At 57.7% G+C, this 25,596-nt stretch carries 26 protein-coding genes; 12 read left to right on the top strand and 14 right to left on the bottom strand.

Features of this window, described 5'->3' with window-relative positions:
- Window positions 1-168: 168 nt before the first annotated feature.
- The 6 genes from B3Q33_RS02060 to B3Q33_RS02035 form a co-directional block, all read right to left on the bottom strand.
- The gene (locus B3Q33_RS02060; protein WP_035246720.1) at window positions 169-933 is read right to left on the bottom strand and encodes a hypothetical protein; all 765 of its coding nucleotides are present in this window, start codon (window positions 931-933) and stop codon (window positions 169-171) included.
- A 1,156-nt stretch (window positions 934-2,089) separates the two neighbouring features.
- Complete coding sequence (gene adk / locus B3Q33_RS02055) at window positions 2,090-2,746, bottom strand: adenylate kinase (protein ID WP_035246717.1); 657 nt, start codon at window positions 2,744-2,746, stop codon at window positions 2,090-2,092.
- 292 nt (window positions 2,747-3,038) lie between these two features.
- Complete coding sequence (locus B3Q33_RS02050; RefSeq protein WP_273009305.1) at window positions 3,039-4,064, bottom strand: tetratricopeptide repeat protein; 1,026 nt, start codon at window positions 4,062-4,064, stop codon at window positions 3,039-3,041.
- Window positions 4,064-4,510: a cytochrome c-type biogenesis protein gene (locus B3Q33_RS02045; RefSeq protein ID WP_273009303.1), complete on the bottom strand. Its 447-nt coding sequence runs from the start codon at window positions 4,508-4,510 to the stop codon at window positions 4,064-4,066. Before B3Q33_RS02045 ends, B3Q33_RS02050 begins: the two co-directional genes overlap by 1 nt.
- Window positions 4,507-5,049: a DsbE family thiol:disulfide interchange protein gene (locus tag B3Q33_RS02040; protein WP_273009301.1), complete on the bottom strand. Its 543-nt coding sequence runs from the start codon at window positions 5,047-5,049 to the stop codon at window positions 4,507-4,509. Before B3Q33_RS02040 ends, B3Q33_RS02045 begins: the two co-directional genes overlap by 4 nt.
- Window positions 5,039-7,009: a heme lyase CcmF/NrfE family subunit gene (locus B3Q33_RS02035; protein WP_273009299.1), complete on the bottom strand. Its 1,971-nt coding sequence runs from the start codon at window positions 7,007-7,009 to the stop codon at window positions 5,039-5,041. Before B3Q33_RS02035 ends, B3Q33_RS02040 begins: the two co-directional genes overlap by 11 nt.
- 389 nt (window positions 7,010-7,398) lie before the next feature.
- Here B3Q33_RS02035 and fabA point away from each other — a divergent pair, with 389 nt between their 5' ends.
- Together fabA and fabB are read left to right on the top strand one after the other, a co-directional pair.
- Window positions 7,399-7,926, top strand: coding sequence for a 3-hydroxyacyl-[acyl-carrier-protein] dehydratase FabA (gene fabA, locus B3Q33_RS02030; RefSeq protein ID WP_035246707.1), 528 nt, complete (start codon window positions 7,399-7,401; stop codon window positions 7,924-7,926).
- Window positions 7,927-7,935: 9 nt separating this feature from the next.
- Complete coding sequence (fabB, locus tag B3Q33_RS02025) at window positions 7,936-9,150, top strand: beta-ketoacyl-ACP synthase I (RefSeq protein ID WP_272961457.1); 1,215 nt, start codon at window positions 7,936-7,938, stop codon at window positions 9,148-9,150.
- Window positions 9,151-9,493: 343 nt separating this feature from the next.
- Here fabB and B3Q33_RS02020 read toward each other — a convergent pair whose 3' ends face one another.
- Window positions 9,494-11,281 (bottom strand): acyl-CoA dehydrogenase, encoded by a 1,788-nt coding sequence (locus B3Q33_RS02020; protein ID WP_273009298.1) that lies wholly within the window; start codon window positions 11,279-11,281, stop codon window positions 9,494-9,496.
- 126 nt (window positions 11,282-11,407) lie between these two features.
- Here B3Q33_RS02020 and B3Q33_RS02015 point away from each other — a divergent pair, with 126 nt between their 5' ends.
- The 3 genes from B3Q33_RS02015 (at window position 11,408) to B3Q33_RS02005 (ending at window position 14,128) form a co-directional block, all read left to right on the top strand.
- The gene (locus B3Q33_RS02015) at window positions 11,408-12,400 is read left to right on the top strand and encodes a GlxA family transcriptional regulator (protein ID WP_273009296.1); all 993 of its coding nucleotides are present in this window, start codon (window positions 11,408-11,410) and stop codon (window positions 12,398-12,400) included.
- 93 nt (window positions 12,401-12,493) lie between these two features.
- Window positions 12,494-13,192: a response regulator transcription factor gene (locus B3Q33_RS02010; protein WP_035246693.1), complete on the top strand. Its 699-nt coding sequence runs from the start codon at window positions 12,494-12,496 to the stop codon at window positions 13,190-13,192.
- A gap of 96 nt (window positions 13,193-13,288) precedes the next feature.
- Window positions 13,289-14,128 carry a GAF domain-containing protein gene (locus B3Q33_RS02005; RefSeq protein ID WP_286826694.1) on the top strand — a complete coding sequence of 280 codons (840 nt, stop codon included), beginning with the start codon at window positions 13,289-13,291 and terminating at the stop codon, window positions 14,126-14,128.
- Between the two features lie 12 nt (window positions 14,129-14,140).
- Here the strand turns inward: B3Q33_RS02005 and B3Q33_RS02000 are convergent, their stop codons facing one another.
- The 4 genes from B3Q33_RS02000 to B3Q33_RS01985 are packed head-to-tail and all read right to left on the bottom strand — an operon-like array spanning window position 14,141 to window position 17,746.
- Window positions 14,141-15,403: a sensor histidine kinase gene (locus tag B3Q33_RS02000; protein WP_272961459.1), complete on the bottom strand. Its 1,263-nt coding sequence runs from the start codon at window positions 15,401-15,403 to the stop codon at window positions 14,141-14,143.
- A gap of 18 nt (window positions 15,404-15,421) precedes the next feature.
- Window positions 15,422-16,444 (bottom strand): SAM-dependent methyltransferase, encoded by a 1,023-nt coding sequence (locus tag B3Q33_RS01995; RefSeq protein WP_272961460.1) that lies wholly within the window; start codon window positions 16,442-16,444, stop codon window positions 15,422-15,424.
- Window positions 16,441-17,214, bottom strand: coding sequence for a DUF1295 domain-containing protein (locus tag B3Q33_RS01990; RefSeq protein ID WP_035246688.1), 774 nt, complete (start codon window positions 17,212-17,214; stop codon window positions 16,441-16,443). Before B3Q33_RS01990 ends, B3Q33_RS01995 begins: the two co-directional genes overlap by 4 nt.
- Window positions 17,207-17,746: a DUF2878 domain-containing protein gene (locus B3Q33_RS01985; protein WP_286826691.1), complete on the bottom strand. Its 540-nt coding sequence runs from the start codon at window positions 17,744-17,746 to the stop codon at window positions 17,207-17,209. The genes B3Q33_RS01990 and B3Q33_RS01985 overlap by 8 nt, the downstream gene beginning before the upstream one ends.
- A gap of 98 nt (window positions 17,747-17,844) precedes the next feature.
- On the opposite strand from B3Q33_RS01985, the gene B3Q33_RS01980 reads away from it, so the two are divergent.
- From B3Q33_RS01980 to B3Q33_RS01965, 4 genes are all read left to right on the top strand, one after another.
- Window positions 17,845-18,396, top strand: coding sequence for a nuclear transport factor 2 family protein (locus B3Q33_RS01980; protein WP_286826689.1), 552 nt, complete (start codon window positions 17,845-17,847; stop codon window positions 18,394-18,396).
- Window positions 18,378-18,890, top strand: a complete 513-nt coding sequence (locus B3Q33_RS01975) for a chalcone isomerase family protein (protein WP_272961463.1) — start codon at window positions 18,378-18,380, stop codon at window positions 18,888-18,890. Before B3Q33_RS01980 ends, B3Q33_RS01975 begins: the two co-directional genes overlap by 19 nt.
- Before the next feature lie 81 nt (window positions 18,891-18,971).
- Complete coding sequence (locus tag B3Q33_RS01970; protein WP_286826686.1) at window positions 18,972-19,769, top strand: GGDEF domain-containing protein; 798 nt, start codon at window positions 18,972-18,974, stop codon at window positions 19,767-19,769.
- A 192-nt stretch (window positions 19,770-19,961) separates the two neighbouring features.
- Entirely contained in the window at window positions 19,962-21,140 is a 1,179-nt protein-coding gene (locus B3Q33_RS01965; protein ID WP_272961465.1) for an OmpA family protein, read from the top strand.
- A 103-nt stretch (window positions 21,141-21,243) separates the two neighbouring features.
- On the opposite strand, the gene tadA is transcribed toward B3Q33_RS01965, so the two are convergent.
- The gene (gene tadA, locus B3Q33_RS01960; RefSeq protein ID WP_063509160.1) at window positions 21,244-21,696 is read right to left on the bottom strand and encodes a tRNA adenosine(34) deaminase TadA; all 453 of its coding nucleotides are present in this window, start codon (window positions 21,694-21,696) and stop codon (window positions 21,244-21,246) included.
- Window positions 21,697-21,799: 103 nt separating this feature from the next.
- Between tadA and purT the strand changes: the two genes are divergently transcribed.
- Both purT and B3Q33_RS01950 read left to right on the top strand, forming a co-directional pair.
- Complete coding sequence (gene purT, locus B3Q33_RS01955; protein WP_103918011.1) at window positions 21,800-22,981, top strand: formate-dependent phosphoribosylglycinamide formyltransferase; 1,182 nt, start codon at window positions 21,800-21,802, stop codon at window positions 22,979-22,981.
- A 16-nt stretch (window positions 22,982-22,997) separates the two neighbouring features.
- Window positions 22,998-23,393 (top strand): NINE protein, encoded by a 396-nt coding sequence (locus B3Q33_RS01950; RefSeq protein WP_035246668.1) that lies wholly within the window; start codon window positions 22,998-23,000, stop codon window positions 23,391-23,393.
- A gap of 35 nt (window positions 23,394-23,428) precedes the next feature.
- Here the strand turns inward: B3Q33_RS01950 and B3Q33_RS01945 are convergent, their stop codons facing one another.
- Together B3Q33_RS01945 and B3Q33_RS01940 are read right to left on the bottom strand one after the other, a co-directional pair.
- Window positions 23,429-23,863 (bottom strand): hypothetical protein, encoded by a 435-nt coding sequence (locus tag B3Q33_RS01945; protein WP_272975018.1) that lies wholly within the window; start codon window positions 23,861-23,863, stop codon window positions 23,429-23,431.
- A 12-nt stretch (window positions 23,864-23,875) separates the two neighbouring features.
- Complete coding sequence (locus B3Q33_RS01940; RefSeq protein WP_272961467.1) at window positions 23,876-24,211, bottom strand: ArsR/SmtB family transcription factor; 336 nt, start codon at window positions 24,209-24,211, stop codon at window positions 23,876-23,878.
- Window positions 24,212-24,310: 99 nt separating this feature from the next.
- Here B3Q33_RS01940 and B3Q33_RS01935 point away from each other — a divergent pair, with 99 nt between their 5' ends.
- The gene (locus B3Q33_RS01935) at window positions 24,311-25,564 is read left to right on the top strand and encodes an NADH:flavin oxidoreductase/NADH oxidase family protein (protein ID WP_272975017.1); all 1,254 of its coding nucleotides are present in this window, start codon (window positions 24,311-24,313) and stop codon (window positions 25,562-25,564) included.
- Window positions 25,565-25,596: the final 32 nt, after the last annotated feature.

The following is a 25,596-nucleotide window of genomic DNA, read 5'->3' as shown; positions in this document are numbered from 1 at the left end:
AGGGTGCACTGAGCCTAAGGCGAACTGCACCATCAACCGCCCGATCGGTGCAGTTCGCCTTAGGCTCAGTGCACCCTACATTTTGGAAAGACGCGGGGTTTTGCGTTTGCCATCATAAAAAAAGCCCCGCGATTGCGGGGCTTTTTTAAATCAGTCCGGATCGTGGGATCAGGACGACTTCTTGGCGGCTGGACGCTTGGTAGCCGCTTTTTTCTTGGCTGGCGTCTTGCGAGCGGCAGCTTTTTTGGCGGCTGGCTTGCGCTTGGCTGCGGTTTTCTTGGCAGGAGCCTTGCGGGTTGCCGCTTTTTTGGCTGGCGCTTTGCGAGTGGCCGCTTTTTTACGGGTCGTTTTTTTCTTTACGGCGCGTTTGGCTTTCGCTGCGGCCTTCTTGGCAGCGGCTTTGGCTTTCTGCTCCGCTTTTTTCTGCTCGGCCTTGGCTTTTTTCGCCAGCTTGCGCTCGTGTTCACGCAGCTTGGTCTTCAGGTTACGCTCGGCGGTGCGGAATTTTTTCACCTCGCGAGTGGCGACTTTCTTGGCCGCCTGGATTTCCGCACGAATCAGCTTGGCTTCACCACGCAGATCCTGCAGTTTCAAACGAACGGTATTCATGCGACCGCGTGCCGTATCCACTGCGCGCTTGGCGGCGGCGGTGGAAGAGGCCTTGGCTTTGTCACGTTTGGCGGCAACATCAGCACGCATTTTGGACAGCTTGCCATTCTCGGTATCGATCTTGGCGCGGTGCTTGTCCAGTTTCGCCTGAGTCTGTTCGGCTTTTTTCTGCGCCTGCTCCACGGCTTTCTGCTGCAGTTTCACCTTGGATTCAGCGTTAGTAACGGACTTTGGCAGAGCCGGTGCTTTTGCAGCGGTAGCTTTCTTTGCTGCGGGCTTACGCGCTGCCGTTTTTTTTGCGGCGGCTTTTTTTGCTCGAGCCATGATTGATCTCCTAAGCTATGGCGTTGTCATCAGTACTGCGACAATTCGAAAAATAGCATAAAAAAAAATCAGTTGGTACATTATTTGACCAATTCGTTTTTGTTTTTTTCATTTATCGTCGTCCAGTTTTATCTGTGCCCCTTTTCTGATTCCTTTTCTGTTTCTGAAAAAACATTTTCTGCAGGCCTTCTGACAGGCCGGATGTGCCTGCTTAAAAACCGCAAAGGAATATTTTTCCTGCTGATTTACGCACTTTTGTTAAATAAATCCCAGCCGGCCATGGCATAGAAAAACCGGAAGTGGTGCATTGGCCTGTCATAGAAAACCCTGCAGCAATTGCATTGGAATGCGCCCCGGAATAGAAAGGATATTAGCTCGTACCAGCGCAGCAGCAACGTCGCCACAAGCCGCTACTACCACCACATGCCCTGCTTTCCTGAGTAGAAAAGTGACATCTTCGGGCCTTTTTCAAGAAAAACCGCTCTGGAGAAACGCTGCACTACAATGGAAAACTCGGCATGAGCACTTACCATACACACCGATAACAGACTGGCGCACACATGCCGGGAAATCGGCAAGCAGGGTCCAGCGGAGATACAGGATCGTGCGTGTCGCGATCATTGAGAGGAACCCGTTAAATTTTTGGCGCCCTGCTTTGCCCTTTAGCCAATCAACCAGTGGTGGCAAGGTCTTGCGCATGACAGTCATTTAACAGGATACGAAAAGAGGCAACGCGAGGCCGCAGAGAGAAACCCAACAAGGAAGTCAGCTTCATGGTTTGCAGGGAAGCCCTGGGTCACCGGGTGGCTGCTATTCTATTGGCAAAGCGTCGGACCTATGCAATTTATAGACACAGGCGATACCTGAGTACACAGAGCCGGCGCATTCTCCCAGGAAAAGGGAAACGTCGTCTTACTTCCCTTATACCGTGAAAAGCGCTGTGGGTATTGCGAAGGCGCGGTAAAGCAGCCCTGTTGGCGATACCAACATCGAACCCGGAAGTGTTCAGTGTCTTTTCAGACGCTCACTGACGGTGCTGCCAGAGGCCCTGACGTGTGGAGACGCGCATTGGCGCCCCCGCCAGCAAGAAAGGTACGCACAAAAAAGGGAAGCCGCCGGGCTTCCCTTTTTCAATCTATCTCTGCTGTGCTGCTTCTCAGCCTTGCAAAGCATCCAGCACGCGACTGCGGATATCATCCACCGAACCAACACCGGCCACGCGCACATAGCGGGGCGCCTTGGCATCGTCCTTTTTCGCCAGATCCTGGTAGAAATCTACCAGCGGGCGGGTCTGGGACTGATACACCTCGAGACGTTTGCGAACGGTCTCTTCCTTGTCGTCATCACGCTGAACCAGCTCTTCACCGGTTTCATCGTCCTTGTCGGCTTCTTTCGGCGGGTTGTATTTGACGTGGTAAACCCGGCCGGAGGACGGATGCACACGACGACCGCTCAGGCGCTCGATAATCTCTTCATCGTCCACATCGATTTCGACCACGAAGTCGATATCCACACCCTGCTCCACCAGCGCTTGCGCCTGGGGAATGGTGCGGGGGAAGCCATCGAACAGAAAACCGTTGGCGCAGTCGTCTTCGCTGATACGCTCTTTGACCAGGCCCAGAATGATGTCATCGGATACCAGACCGCCGGCATCCATCACTTTCTTGGCTTCCAAACCCAGGGGAGTGCCTGCTTTAACAGCAGCGCGCAGCATGTCACCGGTGGAAATCTGAGGAATATTGAACTGTTCCTTGATGAACTGCGCCTGGGTGCCCTTGCCCGCACCGGGGGCACCAAGCAGGATGACACGCATAGGATTCTCCATCTTTCTGTGGTCGAAAAGGCATCAGAAGGCCAAGTGAAACGCTCTGTCACAAAGCAAGCCGGCCAGAGCACTCACATCAAGGCAATAAAGCGCTGAATCAGAGACCTGATTCAGGCGTTTCCATGCATAGCTGGGCACTTTGACGACGCGAAATTGTTGCAGAACCTTCCGTTTGGGCCACTCAGGGGCCTCCGAAGGGGTGCAACTTTACCCTGAGGCCCGGTTCTTCACAAGTAATAGGAGGGTGCTACCTTGGTAGCACCCCGGGGAGTTGGCGGGATCAGGGGCGTTCGAGAACCAGCATGGCGGGGCTGTCCTGCGGCAGCTCCAGGGGTTTGACCGGGGCCATGATGGCAGCCTGGTCCACTGCGCCACCGGGAGCCGGGGTGTAGCGGGCACCAATCACTAGCTCCGCACCGTCATCCGGGTAGCGTTGCAGCCAGTCTTGGGCGGACAACGACACGGTGGCAGGAAAATGTGGCACCACCTGACGACGGGCTGCGAGAGGTTGGCCGCTACTGCCTGCCTCGCGAAGATAGACAAAAACGGTGCCCCCCGCCGGCAGGTCTTCCGCCGCAACGACGGCCTCAATACCGGCAAATTTTTCCTGGCGGGCCTTTTGCTCACGGGCATTTTCCAGGCCGCGACGCAGCAGATCGCCGGTTTCACCATTACTGTGCCGGGACAACAGCGCTTGCCAGCCCTGCTCGGCCAGATCATAGCGCCCGGCCCGGTCCGCAGATATGGCCAGCATCATCCAGGCGCCATCATGTGTCGGCTCCCGGTCCAGTACCCAGCGCAATTCGGCCAGGGCCGGATCGGTTAATTTGCCACCGGCTTTCTGGATCAGCGCCCGGGCCAGCAACAGATGCATGGCCGGTTCCTCTGGGCTCATCGCCACCGCCTTGCGGGCGGCTTCTTCACTCTGCTCAGGGGCACCGAGCTGGTCGAACAGGGAGCCCAGTGCGTACCAGCCCATGGCTGACGGGTTCTTCACCAGCTCCGCCTGCAATACACGCACCAGGGCGCCGACAGGCACCTCTGACGCCGCCCGCTCCGGCGACTCGCCAGCGATAATGGCTCGGGCCACCGACCGGTATTCCTGCTGGTCGTTGAGCCAGTCACTGGTATGTTCATTGTAGCCGACCAGGCCATACCCGGCGGCGGCCAGCACCAGCATGATCAGGGGAATGCCAATGGCACCCCGCATCACCTTGCCTGCCTTGCGGGCTTCGCGCTGCCACAACAGCCACAACAAGACACCCAGGGCCAGCAGCAGAACCAGCGCAATCACAATCCACATCATTACCGGTCTCCCCCCTGATTAACGTCGCTATCATCAGCGGCATCATTGTCATCCACTCTGGCACTGGCACGGCGCAGCAGAAGCACGATGACCACAGCACCACTGCCCAGCAATAACAATGGCGCCAGCCAGAGAATGGAAGTGGTGGGCGTTACTGGCGGACGGTAACTGACAAAGTCGCCATAGCGGGAGACAAAATAATCGACAATTTCTTCATCGCTTTTGCCTTCCTTGATCATGCTCTCTACCCGAACGCGCATATCCTGGGCAATACCGGCATCGGAATCGGCCAGGCTCTGGTTCTGGCATTTGGGGCAACGCAGCTCATCCAGCAATACCCGAAAGCGCTGTTCCTGTACCGGAGTCTCAAACTGATAGAGGTCGGTAGCGGCCATCGCCGACAGAGAGAGGCAAAGCAGAAAGACGGTACGCAGAATCATGGTCATGCTCCGCCCTCCTTTGAGCCCTGCTCAAGCAAGGGAGCAAACTTTTCCTGCCAGACGCGCGCATTCAGGTCGCCGGCATGGCGCAGCACGATCTCGCCGTCCGGGTTGATCAGGAAGGTTTCCGGGGCGCCGTAGACGCCAAGGTCCAGACCCAGTTGACCATCGGCATCCACAATCACATGGGTAAAGGGGTTGCCCTGTTCGGCCAGATACTGGCGAGCTGGTGCACTGTCATCCTTGTAGTTGAGGCCGGCAATGGCAACGCCGCGGGCGGCCAGTTCCAGCAGAAAGGGATGCTCCACATAACAGGTGGGGCACCAGGTGGCCCAGACGTTAAGTAACTGCCAGCGGCCTTTCAAAGAATCCTGGGTAAGGGTTTCGTCGGTCATCAGCGATGGCAGGCTGAAGGTCGGCACCGGTTTGCCCACCAGTGCCGATGGCAATTCCTGGGGATCGCGCCCCAGACCACTGCCCAACAGCACCGCCAGCAACACGAAGCCGACTAGCGGCAGGAATACCCAGGGAGAATTAGCTTTCATGGGACACTCCTTCTTCGCTGGTCGCAAATCGCTGACGACGGTAACGCTTGTCAGACAGCGCTAGCGCTCCACCCAACGCCATCATCAGGGCGCCCAGCCAGATCCAGCGGATACCCGGTTTGAAATAGATACGCACGGCCCATGCATTGCCGTCTTCCAGCGGCTCGCCCATGGCCACATAAAGGTCGCGCCAGAACCCGGCATCGATAGCGGCTTCCGTCATGATCTGACCACTGGCGTGATAGGTACGTTTTTCCGGATGCATGATGGCTTCCGGCTCGCCCTGATAGGTCACATGAAAGTGGCCACGGGTAGAGTCGAAGTTGGGACCGACATAACTATCCAGGCTGTCAAACACAAACGCATAGTCACCGATGGATGCCTGATCCCCGGGCGCCATACGAATATCCCTTTCCACTTCGTGGAAGCTCACCAGGGTAATGCCTGCCACCATCACCGCCAGGCCACAGTGGGCCATGACCATGCCCCAGTAACCGCGCCCCAGTTTCCCCAGGCCGGTAAAGAATCCCTGGCCATAAGCTCTGGCCCGGCGCACCACGTCATCCACATGGGCAAACACCAGGAACAGGGCCAGCATGATCGCCAACACGCCCTGCCAGGGGGATGGCTCGGGGAGCCGCGCAGCAAACCAGCCGGCAATGATCGCCGCCGGGGCCAGCAGTGCCATGCGCTTGAGCAGGCCGTTGCCATCCTGACGTTTCCAGTTACTGAAAACGCCTGGCACCATCAACAGGATCAGTACCAGCGTCAGCGGCACAAAGAACCCGTTGAAGTACGGGCTGCGGATGGAAATTTTCAGGTCCATGGCCTCGAAGAACAGCGGGGCCACGGTGCCCACCAGCACCACAAAGGTGGCGGTGAGGAGAATCAGATTGTTGCCCAGCAAGAAGGCTTCCCGGGACACCGGCTTGAAGCCCTTGTTGTTGGTCAGGGCGGAAGAACGAAACGCAAACAGGGTCAGTGCGCCGCCAGCCACCACGCTCAGGAACGCCAGAATAAAGGTGCCCCTCTCCGGATCATTGGCGAAGGCATGGACCGAGGTCAGCACTCCGGAACGCACCAGGAAGGTCCCCAGCAGGCTCAGTGAGAAAGCGATGATGGCCAGCAACACGGTCCAGGCCCGGAACATGTTGCGTTTTTCCGTTACCGCCAGGGAATGGATCAGGGCAGTGCCCGCCAGCCAGGGCAACAACGAGGCATTTTCCACCGGATCCCAGAACCACCAGCCGCCCCAGCCCAGCTCGTAGTAGGCCCACCAGGAGCCCAGGGCGATGCCCACGGTGAGAAAACTCCAGGCCACGGTGGTCCAGGGCCGGGCCCAACGCGCCCAGGCCGGATCCATATTGCCTGCCAGCAGCCCGGCCACGGCAAAGGCAAAGGCCACGGAAAAGCCCACATAGCCCATATACAGCATGGGCGGGTGAATAATCAGGCCCGGGTCCTGCAGCAGCGGATTCAGATCCGCCCCGTCCAGCGGAAACCAGGGCAGGACCCGATCAAAGGGATTGGATGTGAGCAGCATGAACAGCAGGAAGCCCACCGAGATCATGCCCATCACGGACAACACCCGGGCGACCATGTGCAGGGGAACGCTGCGACTCAGCACCCCGACCATGGCCGCCCAGCCGCCCAGCATCCAGCCCCACAGCAGCAGCGAGCCTTCATGACCACCCCATATGGCGGATAGCCGATAGGCTAGCGGCAACGCGGAATTGCTGTGGTTGGCCACATAGGCCACGGAGAAGTCGTTAATGTAGAAGCTATAGCCCAGGCAGACCATGGAAAGGGTCAGTGCCAGCCACTGCACCCAGGCCAGTGGGCGGGCATACCATTGCAAGGCAAGAATGTTACGATGCACCCCGATCAACGGGAATACTGATAAACACAGGGCTGCAGCCAGTGCCAACCACAGGGATAGATGCCCGATTTCTGCCGCCACGAGAGCTCCTCAATCCGCTTTTTACTGTCCGATGCCTGTCAAACCGCCGTCACGCGCGGTCCGGCGCGCATAGCATCGGTACATGGTCCGGCAATTGCAAGTCCGTGGCATGGGGGGAGTCGCTGAATACCCTATAATGAATTTCAGCCGTTCCCGAGCCGCAATTGATCCTCAGGAAGCATAGACCAGCGTCTTTATTGTCCGTTCATCGGTCATTTTCGGTAAAGCCATCCTTTCGACATATTTTGAGACGCTTGCTATTCGTATGCTTTCACTTGGCTTTGCTAGTATGCGTTCGATCATGACACCGTGTCATAGCGGTGCCGATAAAACGTCATAAATCATCCATATACTCGGAATGTGCCATCAGGCCTTCACGGAGTAAGACTTTGAGCACTACAACAGAACAGAAATCCTCCTACGATCGCGAGGACTTGCTTGCCTGCGCCCACGGCGAGCTTTTCGGGCCCGGCAACGCGCGCCTGCCACTACCCAACATGCTGATGATGGACCGTATTGCCCATATCAGCGATCAGGGTGGCAAGTACGGTAAAGGCGAAATTATCGCCGAGCTGGATATTCGCCCGGACCTGTGGTTTTTCGAATGCCACTTCGAAAGTGATCCGGTGATGCCCGGCTGCCTGGGCCTGGATGCCACCTGGCAGCTGCTGGGCTTTTTGCTGGGCTGGTTGGGTCACCCGGGCCGCGGCCGCGCCCTGGGCGTGGGGAGTGTGAAATTCTCCGGGCAGATTCTGCCAACGGCCAAGAAGGTAACCTACAAACTGGACGTGAAACGGGTCATTTCCCGCAAGCTGATTCTGGGCATCGCCGATGCCACCGTCAGCGTTGACGGCAAGGAGATCTACCTTGCCGAAGACCTCCGCGTAGGCCTGTTCACTTCCACCGACGGATTTTAGGAGCCAAACATGCGCCGCGTAGTCATCACAGGAATGGGCATTGTCTCCTGCCTGGGCAACGATACCGATAGCGTCACCCGGTCCTTGCGCGAGGGCCGTTCCGGCATTCGCTTCAAGGAAGACTACAAAGAGCTGGGCATGCGCAGCCACGTTGCCGGCACCCCGGAAATCGCACTGGAAGACTTCATCGACCGCAAGCCCCGTCGTTTCATGGGTGATGCGGCCGCCTATGCCTACATCGCCATGCAACAGGCGATCACCGATGCGGGCCTGGAAGAAGACCAAGTCAGTAACGAGCGAACCGGTCTGGTCGCCGGCTCCGGTGGCCACTCCTCCTTTAATCAGGTGGAAGCCGCAGATATCGCCCGCAACCGTGGCGTTAAACGCGTTGGCCCCTACATGGTGCCCCGGGTAATGGCCTCCACCGTCTCCGCTTGCCTGGCCACGCCTTTCAAGATCAAGGGTATCAACTACTCCATTGCTTCCGCCTGCGCCACCAGCGCCCACTGTATTGGTAACGCGGTGGAACAGATTCAACTGGGCAAACAGGACGTGGTGTTTGCCGGCGGTGGTGAAGAAGAACACTGGACCCTGAGCTGTCTGTTCGACGGCATGGGCGCCCTGTCCAGCAAGTACAACGACACGCCGCAAACGGCCTCCCGGGCTTACGATGCCAACCGCGATGGCTTTGTGATCGCGGGCGGTGGAGGCATGGTCGTTGTCGAAGAGCTGGAACATGCCAAAGCGCGTGGCGCAAAAATCTACGCAGAAGTGATCGGCTATGGCGCCACCAGTGACGGCCATGACATGGTCGCGCCCAACGGCGAAGGCGCTGCGCGCTGCATGCGCCAGGCACTGGCCACCATGGACGGCAAGGTCGATTACATTAATGCCCACGGCACCAGCACCCCGGTGGGGGATGTGGCCGAGCTGAAAGCCATTCGTGAAGTGTTTGGCGACAATTGCCCGGACATCGGCTCCACCAAGAGCCTTTCCGGTCACAGCCTGGGCGCCGCCGGGGTTCACGAAGCCATCTACAGCCTGCTGATGATGCAGCATGACTTCACCGCCCTGAGCGCCAATATCGAAACCCTGGATGAAAAGGCGGAAGGACTGCCGATTCTGGTGCAGGGCAAGGATAGCGGCCCGGCCACCGTGCTGAGCAACAGCTTTGGCTTTGGTGGCACCAATGCCAGCCTGGTACTGCGCAAGTGGGAAGGGTGAGGAAAAAGCAGTTAACAGTGAATAGTTAACAGCGAAAAAGAGCTCGGCATTGCCGGGCTTTTTTTGTTTGGGGTATTTGTTTTTGCAAGGCCGCCCTGCATCGCTTCGAGTCCACGAAAACCTTCCTTTATTCGTAGGGTGCACTGAGCCTAAGCGAACTGCACCAATCGGGCGTTTGATGGTGCAGTTCGCTTAGGCTCAGTGCACCCTACATTTTGGAAATCGGCCGGTGTTTGCAACCCAAAAAAAAGCCTCCGGAGAGGAGGCTTAAAAATACCGTCATAGCTATTCCTGCCTTGGCAGGTCCCGAGCCTGATGACGATAGGCACACAATGTTCAGCAATCAGAACCAGCGGTTGTCCATGGTGATAAAGGTGTCGTCGGCATCGATCAGTCGTTGCGCGTCCAGCTCCACACGGGGCAGCTCCCAGTGGAAAAAATACTGCGCCGCCTGCAATTTACCTTGAGCAAAATCCTTGTCTTCGGGGGCGTCCAGGGCCGCTGCGGCATTGGCCTGCCGCAACCACATCCAGGCTGCCACGGTATGCCCCATCAGTTGCAGGTAGGCATTGGCATTGGACAGCGCCATGCGCGGCCCCTGCTCTGCCATCAGCTTGCCTGCGGCTGTAGTGGCCGCTTCAACACGCGGTAACATGGCTTTAAGCGCCTGGGCAAACGGCTGACAGCGATCATCGGTGGCGTTATCGACATCGGCGAGGATACGCTGGGCCAGCAGTTGCAGCCCCTTGCCGTTGGCCATCCACACCTTGCGACCCAGCAGGTCCATGCCCTGCACACCGGTGGTGCCTTCGTGAATGGGATTAAGGCGGTTGTCACGCCATACCTGTTCCACCGGATATTCGCGGGTGTAACCGGCGCCACCAAACACCTGAATGGCCATATCGTTGGCTTTGACACCAAATTCTGAAGGCCAGCTTTTCAGTACAGGCGTGAGCAGATCCAGCAGCAGGTGGGCATCCTTCGCTGCCGCCTCATCACCGGTCTCGATGTCATCCACCAGACGATAGCCATACAGGCTCATGGCGATGGCCGCTTCCGCGTAGGCCTTCTGGGTCAGCAACAGACGTTTTACATCCGCGTGTTCAATGATGGGAACCTGCGGTTTGCTGAAATCCGCATCATCCGGATGCCGGCCCTGCAGGCGATCGCGGGCGTAATCCAGTGCATAGCGATACCCCCGGTAACCCAGCACCGCCGCACCAAAGCCCACGCCCACCCGCGCTTCATTCATCATCTGGAACATATAGCGCAGGCCCTGATGAGCTTCGCCCACCAGGTAGCCATGGCAATCATCATTATCGCCAAAGGTCAGCGCAGTACTGGTGGTGCCCCGGTAACCAAGCTTGTGGATCAGGCCGGCAAGTACCACATCGTTGCGCTCCCCCGGGTTTCCCTGGGCATCCAAACGGTATTTGGGTACCACAAACAGGGAAATCCCCTTCACCCCTTCCGGGCCACCGGGAATCTTGGCCAGCACCAGGTGGACGATATTATCCGCCAGCTCGTTATCGCCGCCGGAAATGTAGATCTTGTTGCCCTTGAGGCGATAGCTACCGTCTTCCTGAGGCACCGCACGGGTGCGGATGTCGGCCAGGGAAGAACCGGCATGGGGCTCGGTCAATGCCATGGTGCCGGTAAAGCGCCCCGCCATCATCGGTTCCAGAAACTGTGATCTCAGGGTGTCGCTGGCAAAATTGCGAATCACATTGGCCGCTGCAGCCGTCAGAAAAGCATAGCCGGTAGAGCTGGGATTCACACAAGTGAACATCCCCTTGCAAGCTGCGGCCGCGATTTCCGGCAACTGCATGCCTCCCTCTTCAAAACTGGCCCGTGAAGAGAGAAACCCGGCATTGATATAGGCATCGAAAGCGGTTTTCACTTCCGGGCGCATGACCACTTTGCCGTCCACAAAGGTCGGCTCGTCCTTGTCCGCCAGGCTGTTGTGATTGGCGAACTTTTCCCGGGCCAGTTTCTCTGCCGTATCCAGTGCCGCCTCGATGGTTTCCCGGCTGTGCTCCGCAAAACGCGGACGCTGGAACAGGGTGTCGGTGTCCAGTACTTCGAACAGCTGAAAACTGAGATCACGACGATCGAGAATCACATCACTCACGGTTTGGCTCCGGTTGGTTTGAACCTAAATTGCTGACTGCCCATGGATTCAGGTTGAACAGCTTGCCATCCCCCCTCCCGGTCTGGCATTGTCGCCTATGACTTATTCATGGTGGAATACGACACGATGTACCGAGTAGCCGTATTAGCCTTCGATGGCGTTTTTGCTTCTGCCCTTACCGGGGTGGTGGATTTGTTCAACCTGACCGGGGTGACCTGGAACCGCATCCACGACCAGCCGCTGGATCGGCAGTTCGAGGTACGCGTTGTCTCACGGGGCGGTAACCCGGTGCGCTGTACCAACGGCATTCGCATGGCGGTGGACTGCTCCCTGGAGCAACTGGATCAGGCCGACCTGGTGATCGTGCCAACCATCGGCGGCAAGCTGGAAACCGTGCTGGCCCAGGAGCAGGACGTCCTGCCCTGGCTGCGCTTTCTGCATCAAGGGGGAGCGGACCTGGCCAGCAACTGCACCGGGGCTTTCCTGCTGGCCGAAGCCGGCCTACTGGACGGCAAGACCGCCACCACCCACTGGGGCTTCAGCCAGCAGTTTCGCCATCACTATCCGCAGGTAAAACTCAACGAGCGCGAGCTGATTACCCGCGATGGCAATATCTTCTGCGCCGGTGGCGGCACCGCCTGGAGGGACCTGACCATCCTGCTGGTAGAGCGTTACTGCGGCGCCGATCTGGCCCGGGAGCTGGCACGGGCCTTTGTCATTGATGTGCGCAACGACCTGCAAAGTATATATGCCGGCCTGCCCGCCCACAGCTATCACCAGGACGACCAGGTACAGACCATCCAGGCGTGGATTCATGAGCACTACAAGGAGAGCACCAGTCTTGGTCAGCTGGCAGAAATGGTTCACCTGAGCCCACGCCAATTGCAGCGACGCTTTACCACCACCCTGGGCGAGCCACCGTTGCAATACCTGCAGCGGGTACGCATTGAAGCGGCGCGCAAGATGCTGGAGCGCGGCACCAACAACCTGGCAAGGCTTTCAGAACAGGTGGGTTACCAGGACGTAAGCAGTTTTTCCCGCCTCTTCAAACGCCATACCGGACTGTCGCCCAGCCACTACCGACAGCGTTTTTCCCGTACCGGAACCCTCTCTGACTGAAAGGGCCACTGCGGCGACCAACGTGAAGAACCTTGACGGGCTGTTGACGACTCGGGCCTGATGATAGTCATAATCAAAAAAAGGAGAGACCCCGTGGAAAACCTGTCCATCATACTCGTGGAAGACCATCGCCAACTGGCCCAAACCGTGGTGGAATTTCTGGAACAGGAAGGCGCCACGGTGGATTATGCCGGCAACACCAGCCTGGCCCGGGAACTGGTCCAGGAGCATCATTACGATCTGATGCTGCTGGATGTAATGCTGCCCGGCGAAGACGGCTACAGCTTCTGCCAGTACCTGCGCAAAGAGTTGGCTCTGGACCTGCCGGTAATCTTCATGACCGCCCGCGACCAGCTGGAAGACAAACTGGAAGGTTTTGACCGGGGCGGTGACGACTACATCGTCAAGCCCTTTGCCCTGCCGGAATTGGCAGCCCGGGTCTCCGCCCTGATTCGCCGTCAACGCAAAGAAGTGACCGCCAATACCTTGCAGGTGGCAGATCTGCAGCTGGACCCCGCCCGTCAGGAAGTTCGCCGCGACGGTCAGCTACTGAAGCTTTCTCCCACTGCCTTCCGTATTCTGCGCATCCTGATGCGAGAATCCCCCAAGGTGGTCAGCCGCGAACAGCTTGAACATGAGCTGTGGGGTGACCTGGTGCCGGACTCTGATGCTCTGCGCAGTCACCTGTACAATCTGCGCAAGGCGGTGGACAAACCCTTCGAGAACGCGTTGCTCAATACCCTGCCTGGTGTGGGCTTCAGCATTCAGGAGGACCGCCCTACCGCTGGATAGTGGGTCTCTGACGAACGCCCTGCGCAGGCAGGGCTTGCACTTTATGTCTCAGGGGCCTGACAATACGCAAAAATAACAATATGCCTCCCCCCCCCTATGCCTGCCGATGTGATTCCTCTGCCAAGCTATACCACCTGTCAATCGCTGCTTGATGCACATCTGACGGAGCTGCAAAACCGCTTCGGAATGGCTACGTGGATGATTACCCGCCTGAGCGGTGAAGATTTGATCCTGTTACGAGTGCAGGATGGGCATTACGGTCTGCAGCGGGGAGAACGACTGCAATGGCAGAACAGCTACTGTGTTCGTATGGTGGAACTAGGTGCCCCCCGCATCACCACGGATGTGAGCACGGACCCTGATGATCCGTTCAGCTCACTGAACAACTCTCTGGATATCGGCGCCTACATCGGTTTGCCCCTGGTAGACAGCGACAATCGCCTGTTCGGCACACTGTGCGCCATGGACCCCCAGGCCCAACCGGCCGATCTTGCCAACGCTCTGCCCTCCCTGACCCACGACGCCGCCCTGATCAGTTTTCTGCTCAACAATGCGGTGCGCGAAGCCAGGGAAAAACGGCTCACCACCTTTGTGGAACACCCGGATCGCTGTGACGATACCGGGCTGCCGGGCCGTAAAGGCTGGGATGATATTTGTCGACAGGAAGCCAGCAATTGCCGGGATTTTGGTCTGCAGGCATCGGTCCTTTATCTACAGGCGCCGGAAGACGGCGACAGCCTGACCATTGCCGACTCCCTGGCCGCACTGCTAAGGGAACAGGACAGCATTGCCCACTTGGGAAGTAACTGTTTCGGGATTCTTCTTGCCGACACCGACGAGGAAAAATCCCGCCGCGTGGCAGATCGGATTCGTGACGCGCTGAATGCCAAGCAATTGTTGGTACGCATTGATCAGGAAATGCTGATCAGCGGCTAAGGAGCCTCTGAATCAGGAAAACCGGATCGCCACTTCGGTACCCCGACCGGGGGCACTGGTTACCATCAGGTGCCAGTGATAGCGCTCACACAGCCGTTGCACGATGGCCAGGCCCAGGCCATGCCCCGCTTCCTGGCTTTGCCCGCGCTCAAACGGTTTCAGAATCCGCGCCAGCTCATCCGCATCCATACCGGCCCCGTAATCCACCACGTGCACGGTCTTTTCCGCCACCAGGATGGTGACATCGCCAGAACCGCTGTAGTTGATGGCATTGCGCACCAGATTGGTCAGCACGATGGTCAGCGCCACTTCCGGGCTGTGCACGGTCAGCAGGGCCGTCTGGCGAACCTGCAGGCGAATCTGCTTGCGGTCCGCCAGCGGGCTGAGGCGCTCCATCAGGTTGACTGCCAGGTCGTTGACGATCACGTCCTCGCTGTCCGGCTGGCGCTGCTCCGTGCGCGCCAGCATCAGCAACGTTTCCAGCGTTGCCTCCATGTCCTCCACAGTATCTTCCATGCGGCGGATCAGGGGGCGATCACCGATCTGGCTGACCAGCAATTCCAGGTTGGCACGAAACACTGCCAGTGGCGTGCGCAACTCGTGACTGGCATCACGGGTAAACTGCCGTTCGCGCTCCACAAAGCTCACCAGCCTGTCCGCATAGGCATCCAGCGCCGACACCAACACCGCCACTTCGCTGTCGGTATCCGCATCAATACCACTGAGATCCGGCCGTGCAATACTGGGGTCTTCCACCGGGGTATGCCGTAGCCGGTCAGCAAGCTGCACTAATGGCGACAACAGATCGCGGGATTTTTTCCAGCCCAGAAACGAGGTGATGTAGATCACCAGCAGCACACCGGTGAGAGGCAGAATACCAAACAGAAAAGCCAGTACCGACACCCGCTTTTCATCGAAAATCAGATATAGCCGGGCATCCCCTTTCCGCTCCAGATAGACGATCGGCCGCTCGCCGGCCAGATCCGCCCGCTGGTAACCGTCAGGTAAAGACTGCAATACCTGCGGGATATCATCGTTGACCTTCTCGCTGGTCAGCAATCCCAGCAGGTGACGCGTGTTGGGGCGTGGCTGGGTCGGGTTCTCATCCAGCAGGGTCCAGTAGTGCTCGGCTTCCTTGATCAGTGCCTGCTTCACCAGAACCTGTTCGATAATGTTGGCCGTGGCCCACACGCCCAGCACCGTAGTCAGACTGATCAGCAACAACTGAAGCAGGTAGACGCGGGTAATACGATGCTGGACGCCGGTTTTCTTCATGCAAGATACTCAACGGGTTCAGCCGGCAGTATTCGCCGGACGGGAAAACAGATAATGGGCAACGAACCATTCTTCCCCGTCACGATAGTCAAACAACTCCGCGCAGGCCATGAAAAACATACGCCAGCGTTGCAGCCATACCTTGCCGTTGCCCTTGCCATACACCTCATCCAGCAACGGGATCAGCCGGGATTGCTTCTGGTCCGCCAGTTCCAGCCAGCCCTCAAGGGTCCGCGCGTAATGGGTTCCATTCACTGCCCAGCGCTGTTCCTCCTCCAGTTTGCCCGCACAGTGGGGCAACCAGTCGTAGGAGGGCATCATGCCGCCAGTAAAGAAATACCGCGCCATCCAGTCGCTGCTGCCCTCATCTTCAAACAGATAGGTCAGATTGAGATGGCAAAACACATGAATAAACAGCTTGCCGCCTGGTTTCAACCAGTCATGAATCCGCGCCATCAGGGTACTGTGGTTGCGCATGTGCTCGAACATCTCCACAGAGACGACCCGGTCAAAGGGCTGATCAGGCTGAAACAATGACGCGTCTGCAGTAATCACTCGCACATTGGTCAGGCCTTTTTCTTTCGCCCGCCCCATGATGAAGGCTTTCTGTGATGCCGAGTTGGAAATGGCGGTGATACGGCTGCCCGGGTAGTGTTCTGCCATCCACAGCGTCAGTGACCCCCAGCCACACCCCATTTCCAGGATCTCTTGACCGTTGTCCAGTTCGGCACGCTCGCAAGTCATCGCCAGCATGGCGCGCTCGGCCTCTGCCAGGTCATTAACACCGTCCGGCCAGTAAGCGCTGGAATACTTCAGATACGGGCCGAGGACCTGTTCATAAAAACGCGAATCCACCTCGTAATGCTGCTCGTTGGCTTCATTCTGGCCCACTGCCACCGGGCCCTGCTTCAGCGAGCTTTCCAGGTCATCACGATTGTGCTTCTGTCGCTCCTGTTCAAGCCGCTTTCCCAGCAAACGCCGGATACCGAAACGTACCAGGGCATCCGGCAACAGGCCGGACTCCGCCATTTGAATCATCATGATTTGGGTCTCCAGGGAAAGAACGCACTGGTAGTGCGCTGATAGTCTCGATAATCGTCGCCACGGGATTTCAGTGCCTGCTTTTCCGTGTAGGGAATGCCGGTGACGAACCAGAGGAAAACAAACATGGCCAGCGGCAAACACCACAGCCAGGCCCCCTGAGTAGCGCCAATGGCGATCAGCGGGTAACTGCACCAGTGCAACCATTCAAAGAAATAATTGGGATGGCGGGAATAACGCCACAACCCTTCACGGCAAGTGCGCCCGGCGCTGTCCGGCTTCTGCTTGAAACGCGACAGTTGCCTGTCGGCCAGACTCTCTCCGGCAATCGCCAGTACGCCAAGACAGGCGCCCAGGACGACCGTAATGCCGTAGCTGTGTTGCTGGCTGCCGATCACCCAGAACGTGAGGGCAAAACCCCAGGCCAGCAGAGCCTGGCCCCAGTAAAACAACAGAAATACCGGCTGGGTCTTTTCCTGCAGGGCTTCACGCATGGCCGCGTAGCGACCATCTTCATGGGATTCACTGGCCACCCGCCGAAAAATATGACTGCCCAGCCGCACGGACCAGAGCAACAGCAGCGCACCGGCCGCCCACCGCGGCAGGGAGGCGCCACTGCCCATCACCAGAAAAATGAGTCCGACCACACCCACCGACCAGGACCAGAACACATCCACCCAGCCCGCATTACGAGTCTGCAACTGCTGCAACCACAACACCGAGGCCACGATCAGCAAGGCGATAAGCAACAAATAATGTATCTCAGGCATGATGATGTTCCCTTTCACCGGTGAGTTGCGCCCCGTAGGCCAGCAGCGGCACCGCCACAGCCCAGACCACACCATAGGTCACTGCGATTGGCAGCCAGTCGAGCGGCGCGCTGGCCGCCCCCAGTCTGATGCCCATGGTGACGGAAAAGATACCACCCACGGCGCCAAAAGCGGCGCCCAGCCAGGGCCTGCCACACAACCAGCGCAGGCTGTAGTGAAAACTCGCGGCAAATCCCAACCACAAGGCCCAGATCCAGCCCGGCGCCAGCCAGGGGTGATCCCAACGGGTATAAGCCAATAAGCCACTGCTCAACCAGATCGGCTCAAGTAACAGGCAAAGTACAAGGCCCCACAGCAGCATGGAGGTATTCTTGATCCAGCGAGGGTCAAACCACCACTGCCCTGCCAACATGACTCCCAGCACAGCCCAGGATGGCCAGGACATGTCCCTGGCACCGCCAAATACCGCCGCCGCCCACAACAGCTGGAAGCCGACAAAATTAATAACTAAAGGGGCTGGTAGTCTTTTCATTCGCGAACAGTGCGCCTTCACTCGTCAATAGCCTGTGAAATTCCTTCACAGGCGAATCACCCGCCTGCGCTCACAGTTGGCTGATGAGATCATTACTGATGACAAGCGCCCTCTTCGTGCCGCTGCTGCTAATAGGCTGCAGCTCGGCCCCCCTTGGCCCCTATGGCTACACAGACCATTACCTTGAGCGCAGCAGCAATAATGCCAGCCAGGATGCAGTGCTGCCTGATGACGAGATCCTTTCCCGCTTTATCAATTTCTACAATCCCCTGGACCAGGATCATATTGCCAACGACATGGATCAGATCTACGCCGAGGACCTGTACTTCAATGACACCCTGGTCACTCTGCTCGAGCGGAATGCTCTGCAAGAACATCTGCTGGCTACTGCCGAGCGATTGAGCCAAATGTCACTGCAACCGGTGAACGTGATCCGCGACGACAACCAGGTCTATCTGGTCTGGGTGATGGACGCACGCTTCTCCCTGCTGGGCAGAGAGCGCCTGTCGCGCACCATTGGCATCAGCCAGCTACGCTTCAATCGCGACGGAAAGGTATTCTTCCACCAGGATTTCTGGGACAGCAGCCAAGGCCTGGACCAGCATCTGCCAGTATTAGGACCGATGACCCGATGGCTACGCAATCACTGATACGCCCCCTTCTGCTTTCACTGGCCTGCCTGCTGGGTAACACTGCCCATGCTAACGACTGGCAGCTATGCCACCGCAGTGATGTAAAGGCATTGCGCTTTATCACCGTGGGAGAGGCACGCCTGCTTCGCCAAGACTGCAATGTCGATGACCTGCTGGCAGCGCCAATGAGGCTGGAATTCAGTTACTACCGTGAAGTTCCCGGCGATGCCTTTGCCAAGGCGGCCATGAACTTTCTGGAAAAAAACCTCAACGACAGGGATTTCGCGCAACTCAAACCCCGTTTTGAGGGTTTTAACAGTCATTATCAGGATATTGGCGATGGCGACACCTATGCCATGGTCTATCAGGATGAGCAGCTTTTGCTGATGCTCAATAACGATCCGCTCACCAATGAACAGGGAGATCGTTTCGCCAAGGCCTACTTGCGAATCTGGTTCGGGGAAACCCCCTACTCAAACAACCTCAAAGAGGCCCTGTTAGGTAACCCCTGACGCCCCGCTGCTATTGCGCCTGGGCAGGCCAATCGGGATACTGATTACATAAAAATCAATATCTTTTGGGGATATAGCAGCATGTCCAAGCTGTTCCATGTGTTGGCCTCTTCTGCCCGGCAGATCAGCCGGCACGACCGTGCCACTACGCTGAAAGGCACTCTGCTGATTACCATCAGTGCCGTATTCCTTTCCCTGGTGCTCACCAGCATTGCCATTCTGGTCGTTGGCGAAAGAGACTGGCTTTCCGCCTTGGTGCTGGCCACCTTGCTCCCGCTGCTACTGCTGCCCCCCCCCCTCTATCTGGTGGGCAGCCGACTGATGTCTCTGGACCGACAGAACCATCAGTTGCAACAGCTCGCCCGGGAAGATCACCTCACCGGCCTGTTCAACCGCCCTCACCTGCTCAGCATGCTGGAAAGAGAACTGGCGCTGAGCCAGCGTCATAATTACACCGTGTCCATCCTGCTGCTGGAGATCAACGACTTCACCCAGCTGCTGGATGAGTTTGGACGTCACACTGGCGAAAAGGCTCTACGCCTGTTTGCCGACTGTATTCGTGAAAAAATTCGCGAAAGCGATCTTTTCGGGCGCTTCGACGGTGCCCAGTTCCTGCTGGTACTCCCTCACACCAGCTATGACGATGCCGCCCGCATGGGCGAAGGTCTGCGCGCTCTCACCGCCGGCATCAGGCTGACTTGTCAACAACCCGGGGACATGCAACAGGAAAATGTCAAAATCAGCGCAAAAATCGGCGTTGCCAGTACAGAAAACAGTGGCCGCAGTATCAACCCGCTACTTAACGAGGCCGACTACGCGCTTTATCAAAACCGAAACGAAGGACGCGACCGTTCTGACCCACCAAGAAGCAACCTTTAAAGCTTATCTAAAAAATAAAAAGTAATGCTTTTACACTAGATAATTACAAAAAAAGACCTCCTGCTACCAAACAATTTCCATATTTGTAAATTTTTTTATTAATCTGTCATGTGAGGATTTACATGGGAGACAGGCTGCACAACACTGATCTCGTGTTTGTACTGCCTATTGGACAAAACAAGGAAGGAGCTTATGAACGCTAAACATTTTTTGGCGGCTAGTATTGCTTGCGCATCCGTCACTGCGACCACTGCGGTCACTGCTGACGAAATCCCCGAGCGTTATTTCTACTTTGGTGGCCACATCAGTGAAAACTTTTTAGATGTAGGTGATCACATCGACGGCGACACCAGCGACAACTCAGTGACTTTGCCGGGTGCCCAGATAGGTTACCGGTTTAATCGTGACTGGTCTGTTCAGGGTTGGTGGGAACGTAACAACTCCAATACACAACTATTCAGGAAAGCAGACATCAACATTGCCCACGGCAGCCTGCGTAAACATTTCGCTGGGAATTCCGCGTTCGAACCTTATGTGGGTATCGGTGCCGGTGAGTTCCGCACTGAGTTTTCACGTGCAAGGGTCGCAGCCCAATCACTCTCAGATGAAGATTTCAAGGAAACCATCGGTACTCTGGAAACCGGTTTCCAGACCATGCTGCACCCCCACTTCATGCTGGACGTGGGCGCTCGTCCCTACTACAGCTTCCGCACCGAGCGCTGGGATGCTGAAGTCTATGCAGGCCTGAACTTCCTGATCGGTGCATCCGAGAAAGAAGAAGAACCCGCTCCGGTCGTTGAAAACGTGGTAACCGACAGCGACGGTGACGGCGTACCTGATGATCGCGATCAGTGTGCCAACACCCCGGCTGGCGCCCAGGTTGACGCAACCGGCTGCGAACTGGACGACGATGGTGACGGCGTAGTCAACAGTGCCGACGAATGCCCGGATACTCCGGCCGGCGCACTGGTAGACGAGAAAGGCTGTCAGCAGTATCTGGAAAAAGACGTTAAGGAAACCCTGTACGTTGAGTTCGGTCTGGACAAGGCGGAAGTGCGTCAGACTTCCTACCCTGACCTGGAGCGTCTGGCTGAAGAGATGCGCAAGTATCCCTCTGCTGACCTGGTACTGGAAGGTCACACCGACAGCACTGGCGCAGCGAGCTACAACAAGTCGCTCTCCAAGAAGCGTGCTGATGCAGTGAAGAAAGTACTGGTGGAAGAGTTCAACATCAGCACTGACCGCATCACCACCGAAGGCTACGGCGAAGAGAAGCCGATTGCCGACAACGGCACCAGTGAAGGCCGCGCGGAGAACCGTCGCGTAGAAGCCATCATGAAGGCCACTACCCAGGAAGCTCAGTACCAATAAGAGCTTTTCCTGAACGAAAAAGGGCCGGCATTGCCGGCCCTTTTTTTATGCTCTTCGTCGAAGTGCGCACTGAGCCTAAGGCGAAGTGCACCCTACCCACACCTCAGCCCTTGCGGCGAGCAGCAAAAAACGCCTTCAGCATGGCCGCACTCTCCGCCGCCAGCAGCCCCCCTTCAACCAGCAATTTGTGGTTATAGAAGTCCACCTGCGGCAACTGCAATTGACTCTCACAGACCCCGGCTCGGGGCTCTTTGGCTGCATAGACCAGACGGGCTACACGGGCATGAACCATGGCACCAAAACACATGGTGCAGGGCTCAAGGGTCACGTACAGCGTGCTTCCCGGTAAGCGGTAATTCTGCTCGGCACGTGCAGCAGCACGTAGCGCCACAACTTCCGCATGGGCGGAGGGATCATGGGCGATGATGGGTTGATTGTAGCCCTCGCCCAGCACCTGCTGATCACGGACCAGCACGGCCCCCACCGGCACTTCGCCTGCCTCGGCAGCCTGCCGGGCCAGTTCCAGCGCCCGCTGCATCCAGATTTCGTCGTTCATGGTTCTATCCTGATCAATGCGGGGCCATGGTATGTCGCAGCCGGCCCTAGCACCAGCACCCCATTTCGTTACAATCATGCCATCAACCGCATTGAGAGCTGTTATGACATCCATCGGAACGCCTTTTACCGACACCGCCACCCGCGTCATGCTGCTGGGCAGCGGCGAACTGGGCCGGGAAGTGGCCATCGAACTGATTCGTTATGGCTGCGAAGTGATCGCCGTGGACCGCTACGATCATGCCCCGGCCATGCAGGTGGCCCAGCGTCGTCATGTCATCAACATGCTCGATGGTGCCGCCCTGCGCCAGTTGGTCGAACAGGAAAAGCCGGCACTGATCGTGCCGGAAATCGAAGCCATCGCCACCGACGAACTGGTTCAACTGGAAAGCGAAGGCTTTACCGTGGTGCCCACTGCCCGGGCTGCAAGACTGACCATGAACCGCGAAGGCATTCGCCGCCTGGCAGCAGAAGAATTGTCACTGCCCACCTCCCCTTACCGCTTTGCGGAAAGCCTGGAGGAATACCAGCAGGCTGTTGCCGAGATAGGTCTGCCCTGCGTGGTCAAACCGGTGATGAGTTCCTCCGGCAAGGGCCAGAGCACCGTGAAAACCGAAACTGACATCCAGTCCGCCTGGGACTATGCCCAGTCCGGAGGACGCGCCGGTCAGGGGCGGGTGATCGTTGAGGGCTTTGTGGACTTCGATTACGAAATCACCCTGCTTACCGTGCGCCACCGGGATGGCACCACCTACTGCTCCCCCATCGGTCACCGTCAGGAAAATGGCGATTACCAGGAATCCTGGCAGCCTCAGCCCATGAGCGACAAGGCGCTGCAAGCCTCCCAGGAAGTGGCGGGTGCCATCACCGAGGCACTGGGCGGCCTGGGCATTTTCGGCGTGGAGCTGTTTATCAAGGGCGACCAGGTGTATTTCAGCGAAGTGTCACCGCGCCCCCATGACACAGGCCTGGTAACCCTGCTCTCACAGAACCTGTCCGAGTTCGCCCTGCATGCCCGCGCCATTCTCGGACTGCCAGTCCCTGACATCGAACAACGGGGGCCCAGTGCCTCTTCGGTACTGCTGGTGCAAGGCGACTCCAACCAGATGCGTTACCGTGGGCTGGACCAGGCCCTGGCCCAACCGGAAACCGAAGTGCGCCTGTTCGGCAAACCGGAGGTGAAGGGCAGCCGCCGCCTGGGTGTTGCCCTGGCCCGTGGTGAATCCATCCAGGAAGCGCGCGACAAGGCGAATGCCGCCAGTGCCGCACTGAAAGTCGATCTATAAAACGAGGTTAATCGCCATGCAGAATCAGGATACGCACAGCAAGGTCATCGGCTATCTGCTGTGGATTTTCGGCTTTATGGGCGCCCACCGGTTTTACTACGGTCGCCAGATCACCGGCACCATCTGGTTTTTTACGCTGGGGCTATTTTTCATCGGCTGGATCATCGATCTGTTCCTGATCCCGGGAATGGATGATGCCGCCGACGAACGCTACGAACCCGGTAGTATCGACTACAACATCGGCTGGGTTCTGCTTACCTTCCTGGGCATCTTCGGCATTCACCGCTTCTACATGGGCAAGGTAATCACCGGGATCATTTACCTGCTCACCGCCGGCCTGTTCGGGCTGGGCATTCTCTACGATTTCTGGACCCTGAACGGCCAGATCACCGAGAAGAACCGCCTGGCCTGAACCCGGCATACGCCACGCCCATTGCGGGCGTGGCCTCAACGCATCACAAACCCGGCAAACAACACCGCGAAACCACCCACCTCGGCCACGATCAACGACACCATGAATGTGGACATGGCCAGCTCTGGCACACTTCCGCCACCGAGACGATGGGGGCGCTGCAGCTGATTACGGGTGTCCTGCAGGAAGCCGTGGAGAATATAGCTACCGATGGCCAGGCCAAAAAACACCACGTTTGCCAGCACCGCCAGCGTATTGATCCAGTCGTCCCAGACGCTGAGCAGCGCAAAGCGCTCCAGTACCAGACAGGCAAATGCATACATCAGGCTGGCCCGGTGGGCCACGTCCACATAGTAATGCGCCCGACCCTTTTCATTGGTAGCGATCTGCCAGTACTTCCACACCCCGGTCAGCAGCCCCGTCAGAAAGTAAATACCGCAACCCCACAACGCCCATTGGTCTGCTGTCATTCTGCTCTCTCCTTATAATTCGAAAAAATGCGCCAGGGTAGCCAGCATTTGCGGCTGGGCATGGCAATAACGTCGACGCCCTTCCCGCTCAACCCGGATAAGCCCGGCCTCGGCCAGCTCACGGACATGGTGGGATACCGTGGGTGCACCAATGTTGAGACGCTGCATGAAATCCCCGAAGGCACAGCCCGCCGGCACTTTGGCCAGATCCGCATGACCATGGGCACGACAGTGCTCCAGAATCACTTGATAGATACGCAAGCGGTTGGGGTTGGACAGGGCACGAAAGGCCGCTGCCAACTGATCCGCTGAGCTGTTCGATATGTCTTTCCGTGCCAAAACCGGCACCTCCCCACAAAATAGTTTGACGGGTATAAAACTAACTTATAGTTTGACGATCATCAAACTATACAGATGCTGACCTGCACAGGTCACTGGAGGACAATCGTGAGCCACGCAGACACTCTCGGGCAATCACTGGCTCTGCCCTGCGGAATAACGCTGAAGAACCGCTTCGCCAAATCTGCCATGAGCGAAGCGCTGGGCACCATCGATAATCATGTCACCCCGGCGCTGGAGCGGCTCTATGGCCGCTGGGCTCAGGGCGGTACCGGATTGCTGATTACCGGCAACATCATGATTGACCGCAACCACACCGGTGAGCCCCGTAACGTGGTACTGGAAGATGAACGCGACATGGCCCTGCTGAAGCGCTGGGCCGACGCCGGCAAAAACCAGGGCAACGATATCTGGGTACAGCTCAACCACCCGGGCAAACAGATCCCGCGCATGCTTGCCAGCGGTGATACCCTGGCTCCCTCCGCCGTCCCCTTCGGCAAGGAGCTCAAAAGCGCCTTCAAGACGCCACGGGCGCTCACAGAAGATGAAATCTTCGACATCATCCGCCGTTTCGCTACCAGCTCGGCACTAGCCAAGAAGGCCGGCTTCACCGGCGTGCAGATTCATGGCGCTCACGGTTACCTGGTCAGCCAGTTCCTGTCCGGCCATCACAACCGTCGCACTGACAAATGGGGCGGCTCCCTGGAAAACCGCATGCGTTTTCCGTTGGAAATCTATCGCGCCATCCGTGACGCCGTTGGCCCGGATTACCCGGTGAGCATCAAGCTCAACTCTGCGGATTTCCAGCGAGGTGGTTTCACCGAAGAAGAATCCATGACCGTAGCGGAAACCCTGGCCAACGAAGGTCTGGATCTGCTGGAGATTTCCGGGGGTAACTACGAAAACCCGGCCATGGCCGGCGCCAAAGGCGTGCGCGAAAGTACGGTGAAGCGGGAAGCCTATTTCCTGGATTACGCCCAGGCGATTCGCAAGCGGGTCTCCACGCCACTGATGGTGACTGGCGGCTTCCGCTCAGCCGAGGCCATGGCACAAGCCGTGGAAAGCGGCGCCACCGACCTGGTTGGTATTGCCCGCCCCCTGGCAGTGGAACCAGATCTGGCCAATCGCATTCTCGCCGGCCAGGAAGGCGTTATAAGCCGGGTCACACCGCGCAAGACAGGCATCAAGATGATCGACGAGATGGCCATGATGGAAGTCTCCTGGTTTTCCCGTCAGTTGCACCGCATGGGCAAGGGACAGGACCCGAAACCGGATGAAAGCGTGCTGCTATCGTTGTTCAAGGTGATCACGGAGATGGGTATCGGCAGCTTCAAGACCCGACGGTTGCGGGCAAACAGCTGAAAGGCAGTTAATAGTTAACAGTGAATAGTTAA

This window comes from Alcanivorax sp. UBA3183 (assembly GCF_002364155.1).
Lineage (GTDB): Bacteria > Pseudomonadota > Gammaproteobacteria > Pseudomonadales > Alcanivoracaceae > Alcanivorax > Alcanivorax jadensis.
This window is presented reverse-complemented; position numbering and strand designations above follow the sequence as displayed.